Source organism: Sphingomonas qomolangmaensis (genome assembly GCF_024496245.1).
GTDB lineage: Bacteria > Pseudomonadota > Alphaproteobacteria > Sphingomonadales > Sphingomonadaceae > Sphingomonas > Sphingomonas qomolangmaensis.
In genome coordinates this window covers 1,786,824-1,807,086 of the sequence record NZ_CP101740.1, presented here as the reverse complement: position 1 = coordinate 1,807,086, position 20,263 = coordinate 1,786,824, and the positions used below count along the sequence as shown (strand labels likewise).

Here is a 20,263-nt window from a genome sequence, read left to right as displayed (position 1 = left end):
ACGGGGACCCTGGCCACCACACCCCGTCCGAGCGACCTCAGTGCGTAATCCCTAGTCCCAGCGCGCGCGCCGCCAGCACCGCTTGCGTGCGGTTCTGGACGTCGAGCTTTCGCAGCACCGCGGTCATGTGCGCCTTCACCGTCGCCTCGCTGATCGACAGGTCATAGGCGATCTGCTTGTTCAGCCGGCCGTGCAGCACGCCCAGCAGCACCTTCAACTGCATCGGCGTGAGCCCGGCTACCTTTTCGGCGACCGCGTCGATCTCGGGGTCGGCGGGGCCGGTGATCGCCTTGCCCGCCAGCGCGTCGGCGATCGCGGCTTCGATGTCCTCGAGCGGGCGGTCCTTGCCGATGAAGCCGACCGCGCCGAAGCGGCACGCCTCGTGCGCCACCGCAAGCCCGCCGGCGCTCGACACCACCAGGATCGGCACGCCGGGGCGTTCGGCGTGGAGCAGCGCGACACCCGAAAACCCCTCGGCCCCGGGCATTTTCAAATCGAGCAGCACCAGCGCCAGATCCTCGGCCGCCGCCGCGAGTTCGGCGGCGCGCGCGAGCGTGCCCGCCTCGACGATCCTCGCCTCGGGAGCCGCCCGCTCGATCGCCACGATCAGCGCCTGGCGGAACAGCGGATGGTCGTCGGCGACGAGGATCGTTTGGGTCATGCAGGCATCATCGGACGGTTCTCGATCAGATTGTCGACCACCGCGGGGTCGGCGAGCGTCGAGGTGTCGCCGAGCGATCCGATATCGCCCTCGGCGATCTTGCGCAGGATGCGGCGCATGATCTTGCCCGACCGCGTCTTGGGCAGCCCCGGCGCGAACTGGATGACGTCGGGGGTCGCGATCGGGCCGATCTCGCGGCGCACCCATTGCGACAATTCCTTGCGCAGTTCCTCGCTGTCGGGGACGTTGGCGTTGAGCGTGACATAGGCATAGATGCCCTGGCCCTTCACCGGGTGCGGCATCCCCACCACCGCGGCTTCGGCGACCTTGGCATGCGCCACCAGCGCGCTTTCGACCTCGGCGGTGCCCATCCGATGGCCGCTGACGTTGATGACGTCGTCGATCCGCCCGGTGATCCAGTAATCGCCATCGGCATCGCGGCGGGCGCCGTCGCCGGTGAAATATTTGCCGGGGAAGGTGGTGAAATAGGTCTGGAAGAAGCGGTCGTGATCGCCCCACACGGTGCGCATCTGTCCCGGCCAGCTGTCGGTGATGACCAGGCAACCCTCGGTCGCGCCGTCAAGGACCTTGCCCTCGGTATCGACGAGTTGCGGCTGGACGCCGAACAGCGGCTTGGTTGCCGAACCCGGCTTCAGGTCGGTGGCGCCGGGGAGCGGCGAGATCATCGCGCCGCCGGTCTCGGTCTGCCACCAGGTGTCGACGATCGGGCATCGGCCGTCGCCGACGACGCGGTGGTACCAGTCCCACGCCTCAGGGTTGATCGGCTCGCCGACGCTGCCGAGTAGCCGGAGCGACGAGCGATCGGTGCGGGTCACATAGTCGTCGCCCTCGCGCATCAGCGCGCGCAGCGCAGTGGGCGCTGCGTAGAAGATGTTGACGCCGAACTTATCCACCAGTTCCCAGAACCGGCTCGGATCGGGCCAATTGGGCACGCCTTCGAACATCACCGTCGTCGCGCCGTTGGCGAGCGGGCCATAGACGACATAGGTGTGGCCGGTGACCCAGCCGACATCGGCGGCGCACCAGTAGATATCGCCGGGGCGATAATCGAAGACGTAGTCGTGGGTCATCGACGCCCACACCAGATAGCCGCCGGTGGTGTGCAGCACGCCCTTGGGCTGGCCGGTCGATCCGCTGGTGTAGAGGATGAACAACGGGTCTTCGGCGCCCATCGCTTCGGGCGCGCAATCGGCCGAGGCGGTTTCGAGCGCTTCGTGATACCAAAGGTCGCGCCCTTCCTGCATCGTCACCGCGCCGCCGGTGCGGCGGACGACGACGACCTTCTGGACCGAGGGGCAGCGCTTGAGCGCTTCGTCGAGATTGCCCTTGAGCGGGATCGCCTTGCCGCTGCGCAGCCCCTCGTCGGCGGTGATCACCAGCGTGCTGTCGCAATCCTGGATACGCCCGGCGAGCGCATCGGCCGAAAAGCCGCCGAACACGATCGAATGGATCGCGCCGATCCGCGTGCAGGCGAGCATCGCCATCGCAGCTTCGGGGATCATCGGCATGTACAGCGTCACGCGGTCGCCCCGGCTTACACCATTGTCCTTGAGGATGTTGGCCAAGCGGCAGACTTCGGCGTGCAGGTCGCGATAGGTGATGCGCCGCGCCTCGCCTGGGGTGTCGGGCTCCCACAGGATCGCGACGGTGTCGCCGCGTTCGGCGAGATGGCGATCGAGGCAGTTGGCGGAGACGTTGAGCTTGCCGTCGGCGAACCATTTGATACCGAAATCGGCTTCGGCGAACGACGTCTCCTTGACGCGCGCGAAGGGCTCGATCCAGTCGAGCCGCTTGGCCTCTTCGGCCCAGAAGCCGTCGGGATCGCTGATCGAGCGTTCGTAGCGCTCGGCATAGCCTGCGGCGTCGATCTTCGCGCTGGTCGCCCATTCGGCGGGAACGCGGTGGATGGCCTGGCTCATATGCGGCTCCTCTCTGATTGTTTCGCCCGCACATACTCCCTGCGCGGCTCGGGCGCACCCCAGACATAGGTCGCAGGGGGGCGGGGCTGGAGGGGCGGGCGGTGCATCGACGAAGGTCTAACTATCACGCGGTGGCCTGCGGAGCGATCCTTCGAGCTCTTGGAAGAGCGTGTGCCACGAGCGCATGCCGTCGGAGCGGGAGAGTTCGGATGCGACACCCTAAATGCGTATTGCTCGCAGGCGCGGCGTTGATCGCGGTGACCGCAGGGCAGGCCAACGCGCAGACGCAGACCGCGCGCGAGGCGCAGCTGGAGGAGCGGCTGCGCCAGCTCGAGGAGGCGGTGGCGACGCTGCGCAGCGAGCTGCAATCGGCGCGCGCGGCACCGGCAACGGGCGTTGCCGCTGCGACTCCGCAGGCGAACGTCGCCTCGACCACGCCGCCGCCCGGCACCAACGTCCAGGTCACCCGCGCCGCCGGATCGTCGCAAGGCGATGTCGCGGTCGCATCGGCACCGCCCCCCGACGGGTTCCGCGTCGGCAACACCACGGTCAAACTCAACGGCTTCGTCCGGCTGAACACCATCGCTAGCCGCTACAGCGATGGCGAGGTCGCGGTCGGCGGGCTCGGCAAGGAATTCTACCTGCCGCAGCAGATTCCGGTCGGCGGAGGCTTTGCGAGCGAGGATCTGTTGCTGTCGGCGCGCCAGTCGCGGATCGTGCTGAGCTCGTCGACCCCGGTGGGCGGTGTCGACATCAAGACGCTGATCGAGTTCGACTTTGCCCTCGCGACGGCACCGGTTGGAGCGCAGCGCGCGACCAACCCCTATGTGCCCACCTTCCGCCGCGGCTTCATCGAATATGGCCATCTGCTGGTCGGGCAGGAATGGTCGACTTTCCAGAATATCGGCGTGCTGCCCGAGACCACCGATTTCGTCGGCCCGCTCGAGGGCACGGTGTTCAACCGCCAGGCGCTGATCCGCTACACCGTGCCGCTGTCGAAGACCGCGAACCTGCAACTGGCGATCGAGAACCCGCAGAGCGAGACTGCGCTGCCGGGCAACGCGGCGTTGGTCGACACCGATGACGATCGCGCCCCCGATCTGGTCGCTCGGCTCAACCTGAAACCCGCGTTCGGCGACTTCGCGATCGCCGCGATCGCGCGCGAACTGCGCGTCGATGCCCTGGGCGTTGGCGACAGCGCATTTGGCTGGGGCGTCTCGGGATCGGGCAAGGTACCGATCGGCGCCAATGGCAGCGATATCCGTTTCATGGCGACCTATGGCCAGGGCATCGGCCGCTATCTGGGCCTCGGCTATGTCCCCGACGCGCTCTATGCCGGGCCCGGCGGCCAGCTCGAGGTGATCGACAATTTCGCGGGCTTCGCGGCGGTGAAGCTCGGCTGGACGCCGACGATCCGATCCACCTTTACCGGCAGCTACCAATCGGCGCAGTATCCCGACGGGCTGATCGTCACCGGCCTGGCCAATGCCAAGGCCTATAGTGGCGCGGCCAATTTGTTCTGGACGCCCGCCAAGGGTTTCGACGTCGGCGTCGAATATCGCCACGGCGTCCGCGAATTGCTCAATGGCGACACCGGTGCGCTCGATCGCATCGAATTCGCGATCAAATACGGCTTCTAATTCACCACAGGGAGAGGGTGCATGGCGACGACATATGACGAGGTGCCACCGGGCAAGAAGTCGGTGAAGCAGAACGAGAAACTGGTGATCGCGGCGTCGTCGCTAGGCACCGTTTTCGAATGGTACGACTTTTACCTCTACGGCCTTCTCGCGGCCTATATCACCGCGCAATTCTTCTCGGGCGTGAACGAGACAACGGGCTTCATCCTGGCGCTTGCGGCGTTTGCTGCGGGGTTCGCGGTGCGGCCGTTCGGCGCACTGGTGTTCGGGCGGATCGGCGATCTGGTCGGGCGCAAGAACACCTTCCTGGTGACGATGGGCCTCATGGGCCTGTCGACCTTCGCGGTCGGGCTGTTGCCGAGCTATGCCTCGATCGGCGTTGCCGCGCCGGTCATCCTGGTGGCGCTGCGGCTGGTGCAGGGCCTGGCGCTTGGCGGCGAATATGGCGGCGCGGCGACCTATGTCGCCGAGCATGCCCCGCCGGGCAAGCGCGGGCTGTTCACCAGCTGGATCCAGACGACCGCGACGATGGGGCTGTTCGCGGCCTTGCTGGTCGTCATCGGGCTGCGCACCGCGATGGGCGAGGAAGCCTTCGCCGCCTGGGGCTGGCGCGTGCCGTTCCTGATCTCGATCTTCCTGCTGGCGGTATCGCTGTGGATCCGCTTGCAGCTCGCCGAAAGCCCGGTCTTCCAGAAGATGAAGGACGAAGGCGCGACGTCGAAGGCACCGCTGACCGAAGCGTTCGGCACGTGGAGCAACGGCAAATGGGTGCTGATCGCGCTGTTCGGTGCGGTCGCGGGGCAGGGCGTGGTCTGGTACACCGGGCAATTCTATGCGCTGTTCTTCCTCGAACGCACGATGAAGGTCGATGGCGCGAGCGCGAACATCATGATCGCGATCGCGCTGGCGCTGGCGACGCCGTTCTTCGTGTTCTTCGGCTGGCTGTCGGACAAGATCGGTCGCAAGCCGATCATCCTCAGCGGCTGCGCATTGGCGGCGATCCTGTACTTCCCGCTGTTCGGTGCGCTGACCGACGCGGCCAACCCGGCGCTGGCGCGCGCCACTGCCGCTGCACCGATCACCGTGCTGGCGCACGAGAATGAATGCTCGTTCCAGTTCGATCCGGTGGGCAAGAACAAGTTCGACAGCACCAGCTGCGACATCGCCAAGGCGTATCTCGCCAAGAACGGCCTCGACTATAACAATGTCGAGGGGCCAGCGGGCACCGTGGCGCAGATCCGCATCGGCGAGACGGTGTTCACCTCGCCCGATCCGGCGACGGTGAGCGGCCCCGAACGGGCAGCCGCGATCACCGCGTTCCAGAACGAGGTGAAGGCCGGGCTGGCGACTGCTGGCTATCCCGCCAAGGCAGATCCGGCGCAGATCGACCGGGTGAAGGTGGTCGCGATCCTGTTCGCGCTCGTCTTCCTGGTGACCATGGTCTACGGCCCGATCGCGGCGCTGCTGGTCGAATTGTTCCCGACGCGGATCCGCTACACCTCGATGTCGCTGCCCTATCATATCGGCAATGGCTGGTTCGGCGGGTTCCTGCCGACGGTAGCCTTCGCGATGGTCGCGGCGACGGGGGATATCACCTATGGCCTGTGGTACCCGATCGTGGTCGCCTCGCTGACCGTGGTCGTCGGACTGATCTGGCTGCCCGAGACGTTCAAGCGGAGCCTGAACGACTAACCCGAGACCCGCCCCTTCAAATCCTCCCCCGCAAGGGGGAGGTGGCAGGTGAAGCCTGACGGAGGGGGAGGCCGCGAGCCGCTGGGTTCGGGAGTCCTCCCCCTCCGTCGCCTTCGGCGCCACCTCCCCCTGGCGGGGGAGGATTGGTTTGGGCCGGCACCTGCCGCGGGGTCATCCGCCCTTTTCTCGCACAACGGGCTTGCCCGTGGCCCCCCCCATCGGCCACACGCACCCGATGGCGATATCGGTGGACATGGGGGTCGACGATGCGGGACGTCCCGCGTCGATCGATCTGGAAGAACTATTGGCGACCCGCCTGCTGGTGCAGGGGAATTCGGGGTCGGGCAAATCGCATCTGCTGCGCCGGCTGCTCGAGCGCAGCGCACCGCACGTGCAGCAGGTCATCATCGATCCCGAGGGCGATTTCGTCACCTTGTCCGAACGCTATGGCCATGTCGTGGTCGAGGCGGGGGAGTATTCGGCGGCGGAGATCCTGCGCTTCGCCGGGCGCTGCCGCGAGCATCGCGCGTCGGTGGTGCTGAGCCTGGAAGGGCTCGAGGCCGAGGGCCAGATGCGCACCGCCGCTGCGTTCCTGGGCGGGCTGTTCGATGCGCCACGCGAGCATTGGTATCCGGCCTTGGTCGTGGTCGACGAGGCGCAGGTGTTCGCGCCGGCGGGCGGCGGCGAAGTCGCCGAGGAGGTGCGCCGCGCGTCGCTGGGGGCGATGACCAACCTGATGTGCCGCGGGCGCAAGCGCGGGCTGGCCGGGATCATCGCGACTCAGCGGCTGGCCAAGCTGGCCAAGAACGTCGCCGCCGAAGCGTCGAACTTCCTGATGGGGCGCACCTTTCTCGACATCGACATGCTGCGCGCCGCCGATTTGCTGGGGATGGAGCGCAAGCAGGCCGATGCGATCCGCGATCTGGCGCGCGGCAGTTTCCTGGCGCTGGGGCCGGCGATCTCGCGGCGGCCGGTGTCGATCCGCATCGGCTCGGTCGAAACCGGCGCGCGTGCGGTGGCACCCAAGCTGACGCCGTTGCCGACGCCTTCGGCGGACATGAAGCAGACATTGCTCGAAGAACCCGAGCAGGCCAGCCTGTTCCTGGTGCCGCCACCCCCGCCGCCGCCAGCCCCCGCCGAGAGCGTGCTCGAAACGCTGGGGCAGGTCGATCTGCCGCCGCCGGTCGAGGATGATTCGCCCCCCGTCGATGTCGCCGCGGTGGTTGCCGATGTGCTGCGCGCGATCGTTGCCGAGCCCGATGCCGCCGCGCGATCGGCAACGATGTTGTTCCAGGATTTCCAGGTCCGCTGCCGGATGCAGGGGGTGCATCGCTCGCCGCTCGATGCTTCGGCCTTCGCCCGCCGGGTCGCGGCGGCGCGCGCGGGGGTGTATGATTGCGAGGGCGAGGAATGGGCACCCGCGATCCGCGCCGCGCGTGACCTGCCCGACGACATGCTAGGGCCGTATCTGGCGATCGCGCGCGCCGCGCGCGACGGGGCGCCGTGCCCGAGCGACGAGGAACTTGCGCGGGTATATGGCACCACCTCGCTTGGGCGCGCGCGGCGGGTGATAGGCTATATCGAGGAGCGTCAGATATTGGTCACGCGGGTCGATCTGTCGGGCAAGCGTTCGATGACGATCCCCGCGCTGGGCTGGACGACGCTGCCGGCGGCGGCCTGATCGCACGGGTCAGGCGGTCGCGAAGGCCCAGCGTAGCGCCCGTGCGACCCCGGTAGTCGTCCCCGACACCAGCGGTCGGCGCATCCGCGAGGTCGGCAGGCCGTGCATCGCCGCCGCCCAGGGCGGCAGCAGGTCGACCGCCGCCTGCAGCAGCATCGCCTGCACGGGTCCCGCGACCGCCGAGCGCGGCGGCTGCGACAGGATCAGCCGCGAAACCTCGCGCGTCCGCGCATCGACGCGCAACTCGCTTCGATAGGACAGCAACAGCGCATCGGCGGCGGCGCGGGTTTCGGGCACCGGATCAGCACCCAGCGCGCGCGCAATCTGTGCGAACTGCGCGAAATAGCGGTCCTGTTCGGGGCGGGTGAGCGGCTTCGATCCGAATTTCTGCCACGCATCGAGGAAGCCGATCGCTTCGGCGACATGCACCCATGCCAGCAGATGCGGATCACCCGCGCGATAGGGGGTGCCATCGGCCAGCGTGCCGCCGACATGATCGTGGATTCGACGTACCCGCGCCATCGCGGCCTCGGCGTCGACACGGTCGCCATAAGTGGTCACCGCGATGAAGCGCGCGGTGCGGCGCAGGCGGCCGAGCATGTCGTCGCGGAAATTCGAATGGTCCCACACCCCGGCAAGCGCGGCGGGGTGGAGCATCTGGAGCAACAGCGCGGCGACTCCGCCGACCATCATGCTGGTGACGTCGCCATGCACGCGCCAGATCGGCGTGCCCGGGTCGAACAGCGCGTTGTCCGATCGCATCACCGGGCGCTCGCCCTTGGCCTGGTCGTTAAAGACGGCGCGCACCTGACCGATCATCTGCCGCCGCAGCAGCGCGGCGGGACCCGAGCCGATATCGGCCAAGCGGAGCGGGGTGGGGGCTGGCATCCCCACCGATATGGGGCCGCGGTGCGCAACGTGCAGGGGGAAGCGCACGAAATCGTCAGCCCAGATGCTTTCGCAGCGCGGCGACGAAGGCGGGCGGGGTGGTGGCGAGCCCCTCGGCATTGGCGGCGTAGATCAGCCCGATCGATCGGCGCAGCTTGAACCCGGCGAGCTTGGGCCGGGCGACGCCGGCCGCGACATAGGCGTCGGGCATCACCGTCAGTCCCAGCCCCCCGGCGATCATCGCGAGCACGCGCTCGTCATTGGTCGATCGATAGGCGAAATGCGGGCGCACCCCGCGTTCGGTAAAGTGGCGGCTGGTTTCGGAGAGTGCCTCGCAATGGCGGCGGACGATCATCACCTCGGCGGCGAGCGCCTCGGCCTCGATCACCGCTTCGCCCGCCAGCGGGTGCGTGGCGGGGAGCGCGAGCGCATAGCCTTCGTCGATCAGCGGCTCATCGAGGAACCGGTCGCCGCCGCGCCCCACCAAGGTGACCGCGCAATCGACCCGCCCGCGCGCGACATGGCCGATCAGTTCGCGCTCGCTGCCACCGACGAGCTCGACCCGCGCGTCGGGGTCGATCGCGAGCATGCCCGCGATCGCGCCCGCGACCAGCGCTCCGGGGACGCTGCGCAGCATCCCGACGCGCAGCACCGCGCGATCGGTCGCGGCGGTGGCGGCCTGCAGCGCCAGGTTGAACTCGCTTTCGATTCGCCGCGCATGATCGAGGAAGCGCGTGCCCGCGCTGGTCAGTTCGACCCGCTGGCTCGATCGCAGGAACAGGGGGGTGCCAAGGAAGCGTTCGAGCTTCGCGATGCCGGCGGACAAGGTCGGCTGCGACACATGGCAATTGGTGGCGGCGCGCGAGAAATTGCCGTGATCGACCACTGCGAGGAAATAGCGAAGCTGATAGCGGTCGATCATAGACGTCATCTATAGCATGGGGCGCGAAGCTTCAATTTCTGTCGCAGCTCGAAATCGGCTAGAAGCGGTGTAAATAGGAGAGAGCCATGGCCAGTTTCGATTTCGCGCTCGGCGAAAATGCCGACATGATCCGCGACAGCACCCAGCGGTTCGCGACCGACCGGATCATGCCGATCGCCGCGCGCGTCGACGCCTATGACTGGTTCCCGCGCGAGCTGTGGCCCGAAATGGGTGCGCTCGGGCTGCACGGGATTACCGTTGCCGAGGCGGATGGCGGGCTGGGGCTCGGCTATCTCGAACATGTGATCGCGTGCGAGGAGGTCAGCCGCGCATCGGCGTCGGTGGGCCTGAGCTACGGCGCGCATTCGAACCTGTGCATCAATCAGATCGCGCGCTGGGGCAATGCCGAGCAGAAGGCGAAATATCTCCCCAAGCTGATTTCGGGCGAGCATGTCGGATCGCTGGCGATGTCCGAGGCGGGGGCCGGATCGGACGTGGTGTCGATGAAGCTGAAGGCCGAGCGCGTGGCGGGCGGCTATGTGCTCAACGGCACGAAGTTCTGGATCACCAACGCGCCCTATGCCGACACGTTGGTGGTCTATGCCAAGACCGGCGAGGGATCGCGCGGGATCACCACCTTCCTGATCGAAAAGGACATGGCGGGCTTCGCGATCGGCCAGAAGATCGACAAGATGGGGATGCGCGGCAGCCCCACCGCCGAACTGGTCTTCACCGATTGCATGGTCCCCGAGCAAAATGTGATGGGCCCCGAAAATGGCGGCGTCGGGGTGCTGATGTCAGGGCTTGATTACGAACGCACCGTGCTCGCGGGGATCCAGCTCGGGATCATGCAGGCCTGCCTCGACGTCGTGCTGCCCTATGTCCGCGAGCGGCGGCAGTTCGGCGCGGCGATCGGCTCGTTCCAGTTGGTGCAGGCCAAGATCGCCGACATGTATGTCGCGCTCAATTCGGCGCGCGCTTATGTCTATGCGGTCGCCAAGTCATGTGATGCGGGGCGGACGACGCGCTTCGATGCGGCGGGCGCGATCCTCCTGGCGAGCGAGAACGCGTTTCGGGTCGCGGGCGAGGCGGTGCAGGCGCTGGGCGGGGCTGGCTATACCAAGGACTGGCCGGTCGAGCGCTTCCTGCGCGATGCCAAGCTGCTCGATATCGGCGCCGGGACCAACGAGATTCGGCGGATGCTGATCGGCCGCGAGCTGATCGGAGCGGGGGCGTGAAGATCCTCCCCCGCAGGGGGAGGGGGACCATGCGTAGCATGGTGGAGGGGGGTCGCCATCGGCGAAACCGCTCGTTGCCAGCCCCCTCCACCACCAGCTTCGCTGGCGGTCCCCCTCCCCCTGCGGGGGAGGAATGCCGATGAGCGCGCCTGTTCTTACCTCGGCGATCGCGACCGACACGCCGGAGTTCGTCGCCCGTGCCGCGCATAACCGCGCGCTTGCCGATGACCTTCGGACGCGTGTCGCCGAGGCGGCGCAGGGCGGGCCGGAACGCGCGCGCGACAAGCACACCGCGCGCGGCAAGCTGCTGCCGCGTGATCGGGTCGAGCATCTGCTCGACGCGGGCAGTCCTTTCCTTGAGATCGGGCAGTTGGCGGCGAACGGGCTGTATGGCGACGAAGTGCCCGGCGCCGGCGTGATCGCGGGGATCGGCCGGGTATCGGGGCGGCAGGCGATGATCGTGTGCAACGACACCACGGTGAAGGGCGGAACGTACTTCCCGATGACGGTGAAGAAGCATCTGCGCGCGCAGGAGATCGCCGAGGCGAACCGGCTGCCGTGCATCTACCTGGTTGATTCGGGCGGCGCGAACCTGCCCAACCAGGCCGAGGTGTTTCCCGATCGCGACCATTTCGGGCGCATCTTCTTCAACCAGGCGAATATGAGCGCGGCGGGGATCGCGCAGGTCGCGTGCGTGATGGGAAGCTGCACCGCGGGCGGCGCCTATGTGCCCGCGATGTCCGACGAAAGCGTCATCGTGCGCGGGCAGGGCACGATCTTCCTCGCCGGCCCGCCGCTGGTGCAGGCAGCGACCGGCGAGGTCATCAGCGCCGAGGATCTGGGTGGCGGCGACCTCCACGGGCGGCGATCGGGCGTGGTCGACCATGTCGCCGAGGATGACGCGCATGCGCTAACGATCGTGCGCGACATCGTGTCGACGCTCGCGCCCGATGCAGTGCCCGACGTGAATTTGCGCATGCCGGTGCCGCCGAAATACGACCCCGCCGAGCTGTATGGCATCGTTCCCGACGATGTGCGGGCGCCCTATGACGTGCGCGAGGTGATCGCGCGGCTGGTCGATGCGTCGGAATTTCATGAGTTCAAGGCGCTGTACGGCACCACGCTGGTGTGCGGTTTCGCGCATATCCACGGGATGCCGGTCGCGATCCTGGCCAATAACGGCGTGCTGTTCAGCGAAAGCGCGGTCAAGGGCGCGCACTTCATCGAACTGGCGTGCCAGCGACGGGTGCCGTTGCTGTTCCTCCAGAACATCAGCGGCTTCATGGTCGGCGGCAAATATGAGGCCGAAGGGATCGCCAAGCATGGTGCCAAGCTCGTGACCGCGGTCGCGACAGCCAGCGTGCCCAAGGTGACGGTGCTGATCGGCGGCAGCTTCGGCGCGGGCAATTACGGCATGTGCGGCCGCGCCTACAGCCCGCGCTTCCTGTTTTCCTGGCCCAACAGCCGGATCAGCGTGATGGGCGGCGAGCAGGCGGCGAGCGTACTGGCGACGGTTCACCGCGACGCCGCGACCTGGTCCGACGAAGAGGCCGAAGCCTTCAAGGCCCCGGTGCGCGCGACCTATGAGGCCGAGGGCAGCCCCTATTACGCGACCGCGCGGCTGTGGGACGACGGGATCATCGATCCGGCGCAGACCCGCGACGTGCTGGGGCTGGCGTTCGCGGCATGTTTGAACGCCCCGGTGCCGCAGCGCGCAAGCTTCGGCGTGTTCCGGATGTGATGGGATTTAGGTAGATATCATGATCCAATCGCTGCTTATCGCCAATCGCGGTGAAATCGCCTGCCGCATCATCCGCACCGCGCGGGCGATGGGGATCCGCACCGTTGCCGTCTATTCGGATGCCGATGCCGGGGCGTTGCATGTTCGCCTTGCCGATGAGGCGGTGCATGTCGGGCCGTCTCCGGCGCGCGAAAGCTATCTGGTGGGCGAGCGTATTATTGCCGCTGCACGCGCGACGGGGGCCGAGGCGGTCCATCCGGGCTATGGCTTCCTGTCGGAAAACGCCGCGTTCGCGCAGAGCGTGATCGATGCTGGCCTCGTGTGGGTTGGGCCGCGCCCCGCCTCGATCACCGCGATGGGGCTTAAGGATGCGGCCAAGCGGCTGATGCAGGATGCCGGGGTTCCCACGACGCCGGGCTATCTGGGTGAGGATCAGTCGCCCGAGCGACTGGCGCGCGAGGCCGATGCGATCGGCTATCCGATGCTGATCAAGGCTGTGGCGGGCGGCGGTGGCAAGGGGATGCGGCGGGTCGATGATCCTGCCGACTTTGCCGAAGCATTGGTTTCGTGCCGGCGCGAGGCGAGCGCGAGCTTCGGCAACGATCATGTGCTGCTCGAAAAATGGATCACCAATCCGCGCCATATCGAGGTGCAGGTGTTCGGCGATGCCCATGGCAATGTCGTCCACCTGTTCGAGCGCGATTGCTCGCTGCAGCGCCGCCACCAGAAGGTGATCGAGGAAGCGCCTGCACCGGGCATGGACCCCGCCACCCGCGCCGCGATCTGCGATGCGGCGGTGCGCGCTGCGCGCGCGGTCGACTATGTCGGGGCGGGGACGATCGAGTTCATCGCCGATGGGTCGGGGCCGCTGTCGGCCGACCGGACCTGGTTCATGGAAATGAACACGCGGCTGCAGGTCGAACATCCGGTGACCGAAGCGATTACCGGGGTCGATCTGGTCGAATGGCAATTGCGCGTCGCATCGGGCGAACCGCTGCCGCTCACCCAGGATCAACTGACGATCACCGGCCATGCGATGGAAGTGCGGCTCTATGCCGAAGACCCCGCCAAGGGTTTCCTGCCGTCGATCGGGCGGCTCGACCGGTTCCGGTTGGGTGAGGGGTGCCGGGTCGATACCGGGGTAGAGGAAGGCGCGACGATTTCGCCCTTCTACGACCCGATGATCGCGAAGGTGATCACCCACGGACCGACGCGCGAGGCGGCGCGGGGGCGGCTTTCGGCGGCGTTGGCGACGAGCGTGATTTCGCCGCTGCGAACGAATGCTGGGTTTCTGGTCAAGGCGCTCGACCATCCGGCGTTCGTTGCGGGCGAGGTTGATACCGGGCTGATCGCGCGCGAGGGCGAGGCGTTGATGCCGGCGGCGATGCCTTCGGAGGCCGGGTTTGCGGCGGCTGCGGGGGCGCTGGTGGCGGGGGACGTGCTCGGCGGGTTTCGGCTGAATGCGGCGCGGCGGGGGACGGGGCGGTTTTTGCTCGATGGGGCGGTGGTCGAGACAAGCCTTGGGGGCGCCCTTCGACAAGCTCAGGGCGAACGGGGAGAGGGCACCACCCTGACCGGGGACCGTGTTCTCATCTCTGAAGCCGGCCAGACCTGGCAGCTCACTCCCTGGCGGGTCGACGGGAAGGGTGCGGCGGCGGCGGGTGACGGGTCGATCATCTCGCCGATGCCAGGGCGGATCATCGCGGTTGCGGTCTTGCAGGGCGAGCAGGTCGTCAAAGGCCAGAAGCTGCTGACGCTCGAGGCGATGAAGATGGAGCATAGCCTGGTCGCGCCCTATGACGGGGTGGTCGCCGAACTGAATGCGGTCGAGGGTGGGCAGGTGAGCGAAGGCGCGGTGCTCGCGCGGGTTACCGAAGCGGAGGCGGGGTGATGGCGGGGCGCTATTTCGACCAGTGGTATGTCGGCGACCGGATCGTCCACGACATCCGCCGGACGGTGACCGAGACCGACAATCTGCTGTTCACCGTCATGACGCACAACCCGCAGCCCTTGCACCTCGATGCCGAGGCGGCGCGCGCTTCGGAGTTCGGGCAGATCCTGGTCAACGGCACCTTCACCTTCGCGCTGATGGTCGGGTTGTCGGTGGGCGACACGACGCTGGGGACGCTCGTCGCGAACCTTGGCTATGACAAATTGGTGATGCCCTCGCCGGTGTTCCTGGGCGACACCTTGCGTGCCGAGACCGAGATCGTCGCGCTGAAGGACAGCCGCTCGCGGCCCGAGGCGGGGATCGTGACCTTCGGCCACCGGATGCTGAACCAGCGCGACCAGGTGGTGTGCGAATGCCTGCGGACCGCGCTGCTGCTGCGGGCACCGGCATGAGGCTGCGCTCGCTGCTGTTCGTGCCCGGCGACCGGCCCGAACGCTTCGCCAAGGCCGCGGCTAGCGGGGCCGACGCGATCATCCTCGACCTCGAGGATTCGGTGACGCCGGCGCGCAAGGACACCGCGCGCGCAGCGGTGGCTGACTGGCTGGCGGCTGAGCGGACGGTGCCTGCGATCGTGCGGATCAACCCGATCGATGGCGGTCTGGCCGAGCAAGACCTGGCGGCGGTGCTCGCGGCGCGGCCCGATGCGATCATGTTGCCCAAGGCCGAGGGGGCGGCATCGGTCGAGGCGCTGGTGGCGATGATGGGGGCGGGCGCGGTGCCGGTGCTGCCGATCGCGACCGAGACGCCGCGCGCTATCTTTGCGCTGGGTGAATATGCCGCGGTCGCCGATCGGCTGATCGGGCTGACCTGGGGGGCTGAGGATCTGCCCGCCGCGATCGGTGCCACCTCGTCGCGCAATGCCGATGGTGGCTACACCGCGCCCTATGAAATGGTGCGATCGCTCACGCTGTTCGGCGCGCATGCCGCGGGGGTGGCGGCGATCGAGACGGTGTTTCCCGCGATCGGCGATGGCGCGGGGCTGGCGGCTTATGTCGCGCGGGCGCGGCGCGATGGCTTTACCGGCATGATGGCGATCCATCCTGCGCAGGTGGCGGTTATCAACGAAGGGTTTACCCCGAGCGCCGACGAAGTGGCGCGCGCTCGGGCGATCGTCGCCGCGTTTGCCGGGGCCCCCGATGCCGGGGCGTTGCAGCTCGACGGGCGGATGATCGACCGCCCGCATCTGGTGCAGGCGCGCAAGCTGCTCGCCCAGGCGGGGGAAGCTTAACGGGTGGGCGTTACTTTTCGCTGACCCCAAGCGCATCGGTGATCACATAGTAGATGCTGTGCTGTTCGATCGTGCCCTTGAACAGATGCGCCTTGGGGCCCGCCGCGCGTACCGCGACGTCCTCGCCGGCATGGGTTTCGCCGCCGAGCGGCACCAAGGCCTGTTGCTTATAGTCGAGCACAGTGGTGTCGGTCGCGACGGGATCGGCGCGTTCGCCCTCGACCGCGCCGGGGCCGTTGGCATAGCCGAGCGTCGTGTACCCCTTGCCGTCGCGCGCGCGCGAAGGCTGCTTGTCGTCGCCCGCAACGACTCCCAGGATCGGATTGCCGCGCGCCGGATAGCCCGCCATCGCGAAGGCGTGGCTGTGATCGGCGGTGGTGACGATCAGCGTGTCGGTGCCCTTGGTCGCCTCAAGCGCGGCGGCGACCGCCTGGTCGAGCGCCACCGCATCCTCGAGCGCGCGGCGCGCGTTGCCGGCGTGATGCGCGTGATCGATCCGACCGCCTTCGACCAGCAGCACAAAGCCGCGGCGCTCGCGCGACAGCATCGCGATCGACGTCCGCGTCATGTCGGCTAGCGAGGGCTCGCCCGCCTTGTCACAGTTGCGATCGGCTTCATATTGCATGTGGTCGGGCTGGAAGAGGCCGAGCACCTTGCGGTCGCGCGCGGGGTCCAGCGCGGCAAAGCCGGCGGTGTCGGTGATGTAGCGCGCGCCGCGATTGCGCCGCTGCCATTCGGCGATCAGGTCGCGGCCATCGTCGCGCGCGCCCTTCACCTCGGGATATTCGGGGTCGACGGCGGTCGCGGGCAGGAAATAGCGCCGGCCGCCGCCGAGCACCACGTCGAGCTTCGATCCGACCTTGTCCTCGACCAGCTGCGCGGCGATGTCCTTGCATCCCCCCGCCTTGGCTTCGGCGGGCAGCTTGGCCTCCCAGTCGCGCTCGGGGGTGTGCGCATAGGCCGCCGCCGGGGTGGCGTGGGTGATCCGCGCGGTCGAGATCACCCCGGTCGCGCGGCCCTGCTGCTGCGCCAGCGCGATGAAAGACGGCACGACATGGCGAAGCGCGCCCGCGCAATCGGTGACGAGCGCTTCGGGGCCGACCCCGATCGATCCGTTGCGCGTCTTCACCCCGCTGAGGATCGCTGTGGCGGTCGGCGCCGAATCGGCGACCTGGGTGTCGTGCGAATAGGTCTTCACCAGCGCCGAATGGGGCAAAGTGTCCATCGCGGTGACGAAGGATTCGCCGTCCTTGCCAGCGATCTGCCCCTGATGAATCCGTGCCGCGGTGAGCGTCGATACCCCCATGCCGTCGCCGATGAAGACGATGACGTTGCGCGCCGGCCGATCGATCGGCACCGCCGCCTTCAATCGCGCAAGCTCGGCGCGTCCCTGCGCGCGATAGGCGGCGGTATCGGCCTCCTGCGCGGCGGCGGGCAGGGCGGCGGGCAGGGCGGCGATGCAGATGAGCGGAACGAGGCAGCGGCGCAGGGCGAGGGTCATCGAAATCTCCTTGGCGGTCCCCTTTCCAGACCGATGTGACAATATCGATACATTGGTGGGATGCGGGCGGCGGGGACGGCGGCCGGAGCCGATTGTGTTCCCGGCTAGCGGGACCCGTGGCGGCCCATTTTCGGAGTCGTGGTGGCCGAGCGGGTGGCTCGCGGTGTTCGGAAAGCTACAAAAGCTACACTACGTACCCCCCGGATTCGCCTATTCCGCCCAACAACGCGCGATGCGGGTGGAGTATGCGGGGAGCGTGGTCATGCGGCATGCGTACCAAAGCGGGGGCTTGTAGGACAGCGGGTTTGGTTGGCGGCGTGGGGGACGAGCCTGTTCGGTAGACGGGGGTGGCGGGAAGGGGTGGAAGGCGGCTGGCCGATTTCGGGAAGGCAGACGGCGATAGCCGAGATTGACCATTTGCGGACGTTCTCAAAGGGGTCAGAAAGTTGGAACGTAAACGGCTTCTCGAACCTCGGCATTTTGAAAAGGCGACGCCGGCCTCGCGCCAAGGGCTTTTGAAAATCAACGCTTGACGTTAAATCTATCTAGGTAGATTTATAGTGCATGTCTCGAATGCGCGCGCTCTCACCCCATGCCCGTACGGTCCTCGCCGTCCTGCTCGATGCCGGTGTCCAATGGTCACACGGCTATGAATTGGCTCAGCTTGCCGATGTGAAATCGGGCACCATCTATCCGCTGCTGATCCGTCTGGAGGCGCAAGGCTATCTCGAAGCGGAATGGCAGCAGCCGGCCGAAGGGGGGCGGCCGCCGCGACACGCCTATCGGTTGACGGCAAGCGGCGTGCAGCTCGCTCGCGCTAACCCCCCGGGACCGACGGCGGCACCGACCGTGCGACGCTGGGAGGCAATCATATGAGCGCTGGCCTTCGCCGACGGGTTACCGATCTGGCCTGCCGTGCTTTGCAAGCGATACTGCCACCCTCGTTGCAGTCGTGGGGATGGGCGGTCCGCTGCGAGGCGGCCAGCATCCCGGACGATACCAAAGCGCTCCTGTTCACGCTCGACAGCCTGTGCGGACTCATGCCGCGTGCGGTCGCTTCGCATCTTCTTTACCCCTTCGCTTCGCTTATCGGCGACGGCGCGCCTCTCTCCGAAGGATCGAGCATCATGAACATCTTCCACGCCACGATGCGTCGCCCGCGCGCCCTCGGCATCGCCTCCGCGATTGGCGCCGTGGTGCTCGGCATCGTCTATATGGCGATCGCCGGTGCGCCGATGCGCTATCTCGGGATCAACGCCGGCGCATTGGTGATCGGGCTGACGATGCTGGCGCTGCTCGGCCGCCCAGTAGCGGCGGGTCAACGATGGACGGGGGTTGCGATCATCGCGATAGCGGGCATGCTGCTCGCGACCGCTTTTCTCGGCTCCGAGGTCGAGGGCGCAGCGCGCTGGGTGAAGCTGGGCGGACTGGCGATCCAACCGAGCCTGATCCTGTTGCCGGTGATGCTCGTCGCCTTCTGCCGAACCCGTAGCTTGCCGGCGACCGCGGGCATCGTCGCTGCCGCTGCTGCTATCGCGCTTCAGCCCGACCGGGCTATGGCCGGAATGCTTGCACTATGCCTCGCCACGCTCGCGGTCATACGCCGTGACAGGCATGTCGTCGTGGCGCTCACCGCCAGCGTCGCCAGCTTCGCGGCAACGCTGGCGCATGCCGATACACTGCCGGCGGTCCCCTATGTCGACCAGATCCTCTATTCGTCTTTCAATGTTCACGCCGGTGCCGGTCTGGCTGTGTTGGGCGGTTCGGCGCTGCTCTTGGTCCCGGCGATCGTTGGTTGGAGCCGCGACGCCGACAATCGCGCGACCTATGCTGTTTTCGGCGCCGTATGGTTCGCCGCGATCATGGCCGCTGCGCTTGGCAACTATCCGACACCGATTGTCGGTTATGGCGGCAGCGCCATCATCGGCTATGCTTTGAGCCTCCTGGCGCTGCCGAAGCTGGCAGGAGCCTCCACCGGAGTTGGTTTCGGAACGGTCGGCACAACGGATCGATCGCCGTCCGACCACCATCTGCTCGTCGCACTGGCCTGAGCGCGTGTCTGCGTCCGCTGCTGGCAGCAGGCTTGGTCGGGGGGTGAGGTCGATGCTGACGCGCCCCTATCGATACTGGCTCATCGCGGCACTATTGACCGCCCTGGCCTACTACGCATGGGGCGAGATCACGCGAACACGGGGTGCTCAAAAGGTGTCGTTCCGCCCGGCGGAGGAAGCGTGCGATACGTCCGGGTCGCTTCGCTACTGCGTCTATCGTGATCGGCGGGGGACGAACGGCGACATCGTCTACCATCTTCACGGTCGCAACCTCGACGAGCGCATCTGGAACGACGACACCTATCTGACCGCACTGATCCAGTCGGAATGGCAGCGCAGCGACAAGCTGCCGCCCACTGTCGTGACCGTTTCCTATGGTTCGACTTGGCTGCTGACCCCGAAAGGCGAGAAGCCCGACAGCGGGCTACTGGACGATCTGATGACCCGTCTGCCGGCGATCGAGGCCAAGGTCGGACGTCCGCGTCGGCGCCTCCTGATGGGAGAGTCGATGGGCGGCCTCAATGTCCTGATCGCCGGCCTGTCCCACCCGTCCCGGTTCGCCAAGGTCGCGGCGCTATGCCCCGGTGTATATTCGATCTCGCCGTTCGCATCGCTGTCCACGATCCGTGCGACGATGCAGCGCGCCGGGGCGAACCCCAAGATCATCTTCGGGGTTTGGATGATGGCGCGGAAATATGCAGCGAACGATGCCGAGTGGCAGCGGGTATCGCCACTCGCCCTGATTCAGCGGGCTGGTCCGGCCTATCCGGCGCTCTATCTCTCTAACGGTCTCTATGACGTCTACGGCAATTTCGATGGCACGCAGCGGCTTGCCGACATGGCGCGCGAGCGCGGTGTCAAAACCGAATGGCACCCTCTCTATGGTGGGCATTGTGCCACCGATACATCCTCGCTCGCAGCCTTCCTCTCGTCCTGAGGTTTTCCCAAAAACAAACGTCGATCGGGAAGGCAGGGCCGGGATCGCTTACCTCGCTGCAACCAATATGACCGCTTTCCCAAAATGAGCCGTTGAAGATGGAGCAATGGGAATGTCGAGCTAGCGCTCGAACGGCCACCTTCGGTTGATACGCGCTCGCTCCCCGCGGTATGCCACTCACCAAAGGAGCAA

General features: G+C 67.1%; 16 protein-coding genes. 11 read left to right on the top strand and 5 right to left on the bottom strand.

What is annotated here, in order from left to right:
* Positions 1–37: 37 nt before the first annotated feature.
* Both NMP03_RS08465 and acs read right to left on the bottom strand, forming a co-directional pair.
* Positions 38–661 carry a response regulator transcription factor gene (locus NMP03_RS08465; RefSeq protein ID WP_256504918.1) on the bottom strand — a complete coding sequence of 208 codons (624 nt, stop codon included), beginning with the start codon at positions 659–661 and terminating at the stop codon, positions 38–40.
* Positions 658–2,601, bottom strand: a complete 1,944-nt coding sequence (gene acs / locus NMP03_RS08460; RefSeq protein ID WP_256504917.1) for an acetate--CoA ligase — start codon at positions 2,599–2,601, stop codon at positions 658–660. The genes NMP03_RS08465 and acs overlap by 4 nt, the downstream gene beginning before the upstream one ends.
* Positions 2,602–2,810: 209 nt before the next feature.
* Here acs and NMP03_RS08455 point away from each other — a divergent pair, with 209 nt between their 5' ends.
* The 3 genes from NMP03_RS08455 to NMP03_RS08445 all read left to right on the top strand — a co-directional run bounded on the left by NMP03_RS08455 (position 2,811) and on the right by NMP03_RS08445 (position 7,614).
* Positions 2,811–4,241, top strand: a complete 1,431-nt coding sequence (locus tag NMP03_RS08455) for a DcaP family trimeric outer membrane transporter (protein ID WP_256504916.1) — start codon at positions 2,811–2,813, stop codon at positions 4,239–4,241.
* A 21-nt stretch (positions 4,242–4,262) separates the two neighbouring features.
* The gene (locus tag NMP03_RS08450) at positions 4,263–5,933 is read left to right on the top strand and encodes an MFS transporter (protein WP_256504915.1); all 1,671 of its coding nucleotides are present in this window, start codon (positions 4,263–4,265) and stop codon (positions 5,931–5,933) included.
* A 235-nt stretch (positions 5,934–6,168) separates the two neighbouring features.
* Positions 6,169–7,614 carry an ATP-binding protein gene (locus NMP03_RS08445; RefSeq protein WP_256504914.1) on the top strand — a complete coding sequence of 482 codons (1,446 nt, stop codon included), beginning with the start codon at positions 6,169–6,171 and terminating at the stop codon, positions 7,612–7,614.
* Positions 7,615–7,623: 9 nt separating this feature from the next.
* Here NMP03_RS08445 and NMP03_RS08440 read toward each other — a convergent pair whose 3' ends face one another.
* The gene (locus NMP03_RS08440; RefSeq protein WP_256504913.1) at positions 7,624–8,502 is read right to left on the bottom strand and encodes an oxygenase MpaB family protein; all 879 of its coding nucleotides are present in this window, start codon (positions 8,500–8,502) and stop codon (positions 7,624–7,626) included.
* 55 nt (positions 8,503–8,557) lie between these two features.
* Complete coding sequence (locus NMP03_RS08435) at positions 8,558–9,424, bottom strand: LysR family transcriptional regulator (RefSeq protein WP_256504912.1); 867 nt, start codon at positions 9,422–9,424, stop codon at positions 8,558–8,560.
* 86 nt (positions 9,425–9,510) lie between these two features.
* Between NMP03_RS08435 and NMP03_RS08430 the strand changes: the two genes are divergently transcribed.
* The 5 genes from NMP03_RS08430 (at position 9,511) to NMP03_RS08410 (ending at position 15,582) form a co-directional block, all read left to right on the top strand.
* Complete coding sequence (locus tag NMP03_RS08430) at positions 9,511–10,662, top strand: acyl-CoA dehydrogenase family protein (RefSeq protein WP_256504911.1); 1,152 nt, start codon at positions 9,511–9,513, stop codon at positions 10,660–10,662.
* Positions 10,663–10,801: 139 nt separating this feature from the next.
* A complete protein-coding gene (locus NMP03_RS08425; RefSeq protein ID WP_256504910.1) occupies positions 10,802–12,403 on the top strand; it encodes a carboxyl transferase domain-containing protein in 1,602 nt (533 codons plus the stop codon).
* Between the two features lie 19 nt (positions 12,404–12,422).
* Positions 12,423–14,294: an acetyl/propionyl/methylcrotonyl-CoA carboxylase subunit alpha gene (locus NMP03_RS08420; RefSeq protein ID WP_256504909.1), complete on the top strand. Its 1,872-nt coding sequence runs from the start codon at positions 12,423–12,425 to the stop codon at positions 14,292–14,294.
* Positions 14,294–14,746 carry a MaoC family dehydratase gene (locus NMP03_RS08415; protein ID WP_256504906.1) on the top strand — a complete coding sequence of 151 codons (453 nt, stop codon included), beginning with the start codon at positions 14,294–14,296 and terminating at the stop codon, positions 14,744–14,746. Before NMP03_RS08420 ends, NMP03_RS08415 begins: the two co-directional genes overlap by 1 nt.
* The gene (locus tag NMP03_RS08410) at positions 14,743–15,582 is read left to right on the top strand and encodes an HpcH/HpaI aldolase/citrate lyase family protein (RefSeq protein WP_256504905.1); all 840 of its coding nucleotides are present in this window, start codon (positions 14,743–14,745) and stop codon (positions 15,580–15,582) included. Before NMP03_RS08415 ends, NMP03_RS08410 begins: the two co-directional genes overlap by 4 nt.
* 10 nt (positions 15,583–15,592) lie before the next feature.
* Here the strand turns inward: NMP03_RS08410 and NMP03_RS08405 are convergent, their stop codons facing one another.
* Positions 15,593–17,083, bottom strand: coding sequence for an alkaline phosphatase (locus NMP03_RS08405; RefSeq protein ID WP_256504904.1), 1,491 nt, complete (start codon positions 17,081–17,083; stop codon positions 15,593–15,595).
* 573 nt (positions 17,084–17,656) lie between these two features.
* On the opposite strand from NMP03_RS08405, the gene NMP03_RS08400 reads away from it, so the two are divergent.
* The 3 genes from NMP03_RS08400 to NMP03_RS08390 are packed head-to-tail and all read left to right on the top strand — an operon-like array spanning position 17,657 to position 20,071.
* Positions 17,657–17,959: a PadR family transcriptional regulator gene (locus tag NMP03_RS08400; protein ID WP_256504903.1), complete on the top strand. Its 303-nt coding sequence runs from the start codon at positions 17,657–17,659 to the stop codon at positions 17,957–17,959.
* Entirely contained in the window at positions 17,956–19,134 is a 1,179-nt protein-coding gene (locus NMP03_RS08395) for a hypothetical protein (RefSeq protein ID WP_256504902.1), read from the top strand. Before NMP03_RS08400 ends, NMP03_RS08395 begins: the two co-directional genes overlap by 4 nt.
* Positions 19,135–19,186: 52 nt before the next feature.
* Complete coding sequence (locus tag NMP03_RS08390; protein WP_256504901.1) at positions 19,187–20,071, top strand: alpha/beta hydrolase-fold protein; 885 nt, start codon at positions 19,187–19,189, stop codon at positions 20,069–20,071.
* Positions 20,072–20,263: the final 192 nt, after the last annotated feature.